Source organism: Flavonifractor sp. (assembly GCF_019422385.1).
Classification (GTDB): Bacteria; Bacillota; Clostridia; order Oscillospirales; family Oscillospiraceae; genus Flavonifractor; species Flavonifractor avistercoris.
The window spans coordinates 53,792-60,836 of record NZ_JAHZDL010000003.1; the positions used below are offsets into that span (position 1 = coordinate 53,792).

General features: G+C 65.3%; 6 protein-coding genes. 5 read left to right on the forward strand and 1 reads right to left on the reverse strand.

From position 1 onward, the window contains the following. Positions 1-94 precede the first annotated feature (94 nt). Positions 95-1,144: a D-alanine--D-alanine ligase gene (locus tag QZ378_RS01080; protein ID WP_291257021.1), complete on the forward strand. Its 1,050-nt coding sequence runs from the start codon at positions 95-97 to the stop codon at positions 1,142-1,144. Between the two features lie 18 nt (positions 1,145-1,162). Then, complete coding sequence (gene murF / locus QZ378_RS01085; RefSeq protein WP_291257022.1) at positions 1,163-2,554, forward strand: UDP-N-acetylmuramoyl-tripeptide--D-alanyl-D-alanine ligase; 1,392 nt, start codon at positions 1,163-1,165, stop codon at positions 2,552-2,554. 259 nt (positions 2,555-2,813) lie between these two features. Here murF and mtnA read toward each other — a convergent pair whose 3' ends face one another. Next, positions 2,814-3,803, reverse strand: coding sequence for an S-methyl-5-thioribose-1-phosphate isomerase (gene mtnA, locus QZ378_RS01090; RefSeq protein WP_291257023.1), 990 nt, complete (start codon positions 3,801-3,803; stop codon positions 2,814-2,816). A gap of 65 nt (positions 3,804-3,868) precedes the next feature. On the opposite strand from mtnA, the gene QZ378_RS01095 reads away from it, so the two are divergent. The 3 genes from QZ378_RS01095 to QZ378_RS01105 form a co-directional block, all read left to right on the forward strand. Further along, positions 3,869-5,797, forward strand: a complete 1,929-nt coding sequence (locus tag QZ378_RS01095) for an ABC-F family ATP-binding cassette domain-containing protein (RefSeq protein WP_291257024.1) — start codon at positions 3,869-3,871, stop codon at positions 5,795-5,797. Next, positions 5,794-6,450 carry a YdcF family protein gene (locus tag QZ378_RS01100; RefSeq protein ID WP_291257025.1) on the forward strand — a complete coding sequence of 219 codons (657 nt, stop codon included), beginning with the start codon at positions 5,794-5,796 and terminating at the stop codon, positions 6,448-6,450. The genes QZ378_RS01095 and QZ378_RS01100 overlap by 4 nt, the downstream gene beginning before the upstream one ends. Before the next feature lie 15 nt (positions 6,451-6,465). Next, positions 6,466-7,045 (forward strand): PCRF domain-containing protein (locus tag QZ378_RS01105; protein WP_291257026.1); only part of this gene is annotated, 580 nt, incomplete at its 3' end.

The window sequence follows — 7,045 nt, forward strand, 5'->3', positions numbered from 1 at the left end:
AAAGCGGGAAACAGGTTGAGAATCGGGGCTGGTCGTGCTATAATATACCACTAGCGCGTATGATGTGATCGTAGACTCTCTATCGAGGTGTATTATGAAAATCGTTGTGTTGGCGGGGGGCCTCTCCCCGGAGCGGAATGTGTCCCTCTCTACGGGCACCATGGTGGCGGAGGCCCTGCGGGCCCTGGGCCACCGGGCGGGCCTGATCGATATGTACTTCGGCCTGGAGGGCAGCGGGGCGGACGAGTCCTTTTTTGACGCGCCCATCTCCGAGGCCTACAAAAAGGTGAGCCGGCAGGCGCCGGATCTGGAGGAGGTGCGGCGCAGCCGCCCGGGGGACAGTAGGAGCCTGTTCGGCCCCGGCGTACTGGAGCTGTGCCGGATGGCGGATCTGGTGTTCCTGGCCCTCCACGGCACCTGCGGGGAGGACGGCCGGGTGCAGGCCGCCTTTGAGCTGCTGGGCATCCCCTACACCGGCGCGGGCTACCTGGGCAGCGCCATCGCCATGGACAAGGATCTGACCAAGCGGATGGTGGCCGACGTGGTGTCCACCCCCGGCTGGAAGACGGTGGAGTACACCGAGGGGGACATCGAGGGGCTGGTGAAAACCGCCCGGCTGCCTCTGGTGGTGAAGCCGGTGGCCAGCGGCTCCTCCATCGGCGTGTCCATCGTCCACACCCACGACGAGCTGTGGAAGGCCCTCACCGACGGGCTGGCCCTGGGCGGCCGCACGGTGCTGGAGGAGTACATCAAGGGCCGGGAGATCCAGGTGGGTATCCTGGAGGACAGGGCCCTGCCCTCCATTGAGATCATCCCCAAGCAGGGGTTCTACGACTACGAGAACAAGTACCAGCCCGGCGCGGCCCTGGAGGTCTGCCCGTCGGAGATCACCCCGGCGGAGGAGGAGAAGGTGCGCGCCGCCGCCCTGCGGGTGTACCAGACCCTGGGCCTGTCGGTGTACTCCCGGGCGGACTTCATTCTCACCGCCGACGGGGAGCCCTGGTTCCTGGAGATCAACACCCTGCCCGGCATGACCCCCACCAGCCTGCTGCCCCAGGAGGCGGCCGCGGCGGGGATCGACTACAACCAGCTGTGCGAGCGCATTGTGTACGCCTCTCTGGAGGCCCGAAAACAGGGAAGATAAGGAAGCGAGGACGGGTTTATGGAGCCGATGACCATTCGAGAGATTCTGGACGCGGTGGGCGGCAAGCTGCTGGGCGAGTTCGGAGACATCAACCGCACGGTGAGCCGGGTGGAGACCGACAGCCGCACCATCCACGCCGGATCCCTCTTTGTGCCTCTGATGGGGGAGCGATTTGACGGCCACGCCTACATCAATTCCGCCCTGGAGGGCGGCGCGGCGGGCTGCTTCACCCAGCGGGAGCGGGAGAGCTATCTCCCCGGCAAGTTCTACATCAAGGTGGGCTCCACCCAGCGGGCCCTCCGGGATCTGGCCAAGTATTATAAGAAGAAGTTCCCCATTCCCGTGGTGGCCCTGACGGGCTCGGTGGGCAAGACAACCACCAAGGACATGGTGGCCGCCGTGCTGGGGGAGAAGTACAAGGTCCTCAAGACCGAGGGCAACCTGAACAACGAGATCGGGGTGCCCATGACCCTGCTGCGGCTGGGCAGCGAGCACGAGATCGCCGTGCTGGAGCTGGGCATGAACCACGCCGGGGAGATCGACTACCTCTCCGCCATGGTGGAGCCCGACGCGGTGCTGATGACCAACATCGGCGACTCCCACATCGAGCACTTCGGCTCCCGGGAGAAGATCCTGGAGGCCAAGAGCGAGATCTTCCACCACGCCAGGCCGGACGCCTTTGTGGTGATCAACGGGGACGACCCCCTGCTCAACACCCTGCCTGGCAGGCTGCCCTTCTCCTTCACCCGCATCGGTGCCGGGGAGGGTCTGGACTACCGGGCCGTGGACGTGGAGAGCGACGGCGCCAGCCGCATGACCTGCCGGATCGTCGCCCCCTCCGGGGAGTTCCCGGTGGAGATCCCCGCCCTGGGGGACCACATGATCTACCCCACCCTCATGGCGGCGGCGGTGGGAGAGCACTTTGGCCTGACCCACCAGCAGATCGCCGACGGGGTGCTCCACTTCGCCCCCACCAAAATGCGGATGAACATCCTCCACCGGGGGGAGGGGATCACCATCCTCAACGACACCTACAACGCCAATCCCCAGTCCATGCGGGCGGCGGTACAGGTGCTCTCCGGTGCCAAGGGGGAGTACAAGGTGGCCGTGCTGGGCGACATGTTCGAGCTGGGCCCCCTGGCCCCCGCCCTCCACGCCGGCATCGGCGATTACCTGGGAAAAGCGGGTATCGACTGCCTGGTGGCGGTGGGTGAGCTGGCAAAGCACATCTACGACGCGGCCCAGGCCGCCGGCGTGCCCGACTGCCGCTACTGCCCCGACAAGGACGCGGCCAAGCCCGTGCTGGACAGCGTGGTGCGCCCCGGCACCACGGTTCTGGTCAAGGCCTCCCGGGGCATGGCCATGGAGCAGCTGGTGGACTACCTGCTGGGGATCACCAAAGAGGTATAAAACTTCATGCGCCTTGGCGCACCACGATCAGAGGCAACACCATTGGCGCATGGAGTTTTTGTGCATCATTTCCGGTTGCCCCGAAGGGGCGAGGAAATGGCACATCTCTAAGTTTTGCTATGCTTTTGCATAGCAAAAACGCCCGCCGGATCAGATGATCCGGCGGGCGGACGGCGGGGGCAAGCCCCCGCCCTGCTGCCATTTGTGTTGGAAAAACCCGTGTAGGGCGCGGCATCCCTGACGCGCCGCAGCCGCTCACTCACCCGAAAAGCTTGGACAGGTTCTCTTGGAAGGGCGGGTAGATAACCCCCTTCTCGGTGATGATGCCGGTGACCAGGCTGTGGGGGGTCACATCAAAGGCGGGGTTGTACACGTCCACCTGGGCCGGGGCGGTCTGGACGCCGTAGAGGGTGCGCACCTCGTCCTTGTCCCGCTCCTCGATGGGGATGCCGCTGCCGTCGGGCAGGGTCAGGTCGATGGTGGAGCAGGGGAGGGCCACATAGAAGGGCACCCCGTGGTGGTGGGCGTTGACCGCCACCGAGTAGGTGCCGATCTTGTTGGCGAAGTCGCCGTTGGCGGCCATGCGGTCGCACCCCACCACCACCATGTCGATCTTCCCCTTGGCCATCAGGCTGGCCGCCATGTTATCGGCGATCAGGGTGGCGGGGATGTGGTCGTGAACCAGCTCGTAGGCGGTGAGGCGGGCGCCCTGGAGCAGGGGGCGGGTCTCGTCGGCGTAAACCATCTCCACTTTACCCAGCTCGTGAGCCGCCCGGATCACCCCCAGGGCGGTACCGTAGCCGCCGGTGGCCAGGGCCCCGGCGTTGCAGTGGGTGAGGATGCGGGCATGCTCCGGCACCACCGCCGCCCCGTAAGCCCCCATGGCTTTACACATGGCCACGTCCTCGGCGTGGATGGCCTTGGCCTCCTCCACCAGGACGGCGGGGTCACCGCCGCAGTCCTCCGCCCTGTTCGCCATGCGCTCCAGCGCCCAGAACAGGTTCACCGCTGTGGGGCGGCTGGAGGCCAGGACGGCCCTGGCCTCCCCCAGATCTTCCCCGGCCAGGGCGGCCAGGCAGTAGGCGTAGGCGGCGGTGACGCCGATGGCGGGGGCCCCCCGTACCACCATGGTGCGGATGGCGTCGGCCACGGGGCGGTAGTCGGTATAGGAAATCCACGCCTCGGTGACGGGGAGCTTGGTCTGATCCAGTAAGTAAAGGGTATTTCCTTCCCAGCGGATGGCGTCCATAGGGAAAACCTCCATTCCTTGATTTCACCTGTTACTATAACACAACGGACAACGGGAGTAAACAAATGATTGACATATCCGTCTCGAACCTGTCCAAGGAGTTCGAGGTAGGCAAAAAAATATTGGACGGCCTCACCTTCCAGGTGGATCAGGGGGAGCGGGTGGGCCTGCTGGGCAAGAACGGCGCCGGCAAGACCACGGTGTTCAAGATCCTCACCGGGGAGCTGGACTGGGACGAGGGGGAGGTGCACATCGCCCCGGGCAAGGGGGTGGGCCTCATCTCCCAGATCCCGGTCTATCCGCCGGCCTATACCGTGGAGGACGTGCTCCAGACCGCCTTTGACAGGCTCCACGCCATGGAAAAAGAGATGGCCGAGCTGGCCGGGCGCATGGCCAGCGACAGCGACCCCGCCCTGCTGAAGCGGTACGACGCCCTCACTGCCGCCTTTGAGGCGGGGGGCGGCTACGACACCCAGACCGAGCTGAACAAGGTGTGCAACGGCCTGGAGATCTCCCCGGACATGCGGGGGCAGCTCTTCTCCTCCCTGTCCGGCGGGGAGAAGACCCGGGTCAACCTGGCCCGCCTGATTTTGGAGGATACCGACATCCTCCTGCTGGATGAGCCCACCAACCACCTGGATCTCCACGCCACCGAGTGGCTGGAGGAGTATCTGGATCGCTACAAGGGCACGGTGCTGGCCATCTCCCACGACCGCTGGTTCCTGGATCGGGTGGTCAAGCGGATCATCGAGATCCACGACGGCAAGGCGGAGTTCTACTCCGGCAACTACTCCTTCTACGTGGTGGAGAAGGAGCAGCGGTATCAGGAGCGGCTCAGGCAGTACGAGAAGGAGCAGGCCAAGATCGAACAGCTGGAGAAGGCCGCCGAGCAGCTGCGCATCTGGGCCTATTCGGGCAACGATAAGATCTTCAAGCGGGCCCAGTCCATGGAGAAGCGCATTGAGCGCATCCGCACCACCGACAAGCCCACCAGGGAGCGCCGCCTGGATAGGAAGTTCGGGGAGAGCCAGTTCCGGGGGGACGAGGTGCTCACCATCAAGGAGCTGAAAAAGTCCTTTGACGGCCGGGTGCTCTTTGACCACGTGAACCTGGAGGTGATCGGCGGGGAGCGCATCGCCCTGCTGGGGGACAACGGCACCGGCAAATCCACCCTGCTGAAAATCCTGCTGGGGGAGGAGGCGCCGGACAGCGGCAAGCTCCGCATGGGCCCCACGGTGAAGATCGGCTACCTGCCCCAGATCATCCACTTCTCCCACCCGGAGCGGAACCTGGTGGACACCATGATCTACGACCAGGACTGCTCCACCCAGACCGCCCGCAACCGCCTGGCGGCCTTCAACTTCCGGGGGGAGGACGTGTTCAAGCCGGTGTCCGCCCTGTCCGGCGGGGAGCAGAGCCGCCTGCGCCTGTGCATGCTCATGGACGAGAAGATCAACCTGCTGATTTTGGACGAGCCCACCAACCACCTGGACGTGGCCAGCCGGGAGTGGATTGAGGAGGCGGTGGAGAGCTACGAGGGCAACCTGCTCTTTGTCTCCCACGACCGCTACTTCATCAACCGCTTCGCCACCCGCATCTGGATGCTGGAGAACGGGCAGATCACCGACTTCCGGGGCACCTTTGAGGAGTACCGGGCGGCCCAGGAGCGGGCTAAGGCTACGGCCTCCGGCAAAGAGAAACAGGTAGGGCGGGGGCTTGCCCCCGCCGAAAAGGAGCAGTCCGCCAAAAAAGAGAAGCCCAAGCGCCCCGGCGGCACCAAGGAGCTGGAGAAGCAGGTGGCGGCGGCGGAGCGGGCGGTGGCCAAGGCGGAGGAGCGGCAGTACGAGCTGTCGCTGAAGGCCGAGGAGGTGGCCTCCAACTACCTGGAGCTCCAGAAGGTTTATGAGGAGCAGAAGGCCCTGGAGGAGGAGATCGCCACCCTCTACACCAGGTGGGAGACCCTGGCGGCGGAGCTGGAGGAGGCCAAAGGGTGAAGCTGAGACAGAGAAAGAAAAACTACTACCACCCCTACGAGGGGCGGAGGAAGCCCCTGTGGCTGAAAATTCTGCTGGCGGTGGTGCTGCTGGCGGTGCTGGCCTTCGCCGTGCTGGAGGGCATTGTGCTCTCCGGCGGCCGCACCCGGGTGGCGGCGGGGGACGGCGCCCCGGAGGTCATGGTGATCTTCGGGTGCAAGGTGGATCCGGACGGGCCGTCCATCCTGCTCCAGGACCGGCTGGACACCGCCCTGGACTATCTGGAGGACCACCCGGACATGACGGTGGTGGTCTCCGGCGGCCAGGGGGACGACGAGCACGTGTCCGAGGCCCAGGCCATGTATGACTACCTGGTGGAGCACGGGGCGGACGGAGACCAGATCATCCGGGAGGACCGGTCCCGCAACACCTGGCAGAACGTGAACAACACTCTGGACCTCTTTCAGAGCGGGGAGATCGACGGGACGGAGCGGGTGCTGCTGGTGTCCAGCGACTTCCACCTGACCCGCATTCAGATGCTGTGGAACCGGGCCAGCGGCGGCGGAGACACCCTCTCCACCCTGGCCGCGCCGGTGAGCCACTTCCCGTCGAGGGTGCAGATGTTCTTCCGGGAGCCCTTTGCCCTGGTAAAGTCCTTTTTGTTTGACAGGTGATATGATTTGGAAATGATGGAAAAACTACGCTCGCTGGATCTCCACTACGCGGACGTGGAGGCCCGGCTGGGCGCGCCGGAGACCTATGACGACCCCGCCCTGGTGGCAAAGCTCAACAAGGAGCAGCGGGAGCTGGAGCCGGTGGTGTCCGCCTACCGGGCCTACCAGCGCCGCCGGCAGGATCTGGCGGACGCCGAGGCGCTGATGAGCGACCCAGACATGAAGGAGCTGGCCCAGGAGGAGTTCCACCAGGCCAAGGAGGACATGGCCCGGCTGGAGGAGGAGATCAAGGTGCTCCTGCTGCCCCGGGATCCCAACGACGACAAGAACGTGATCGTGGAGATCCGGGCCGGCGTGGGCGGGGAGGAGGCGGCCCTGTTCGCCCACTCCCTGTTCCGCATGTACTCCATGTACGCGGACGCCCGCCGCTGGAAGGTGGAGGTGGACTCGGTGAACGAGACCGAGCTGGGCGGCATCAAGGAGATCTGCTTCACCATCGAGGGGGACGGGGCCTACTCCCGGTTGAAATTTGAGAGCGGCGTCCACCGGGTGCAGCGGGTGCCGGAGACCGAGTCCGGCGGCCGCATCCACACCT

Excerpts from the sequence above, each read along its gene's own strand:
- QZ378_RS01095 (WP_291257024.1), top strand. The coding sequence starts at position 3,869 with ATGATTGACATATCCGTCTCGAACCTGTCCAAGGAGTTCGAGGTAGGC.
- QZ378_RS01080 (WP_291257021.1), top strand. The coding sequence starts at position 95 with ATGAAAATCGTTGTGTTGGCGGGGGGCCTCTCCCCGGAGCGGAATGTG.
- mtnA (WP_291257023.1), bottom strand. The coding sequence starts at position 3,803 with ATGGACGCCATCCGCTGGGAAGGAAATACCCTTTACTTACTGGATCAG.
- murF (WP_291257022.1), top strand. The coding sequence starts at position 1,163 with ATGGAGCCGATGACCATTCGAGAGATTCTGGACGCGGTGGGCGGCAAG.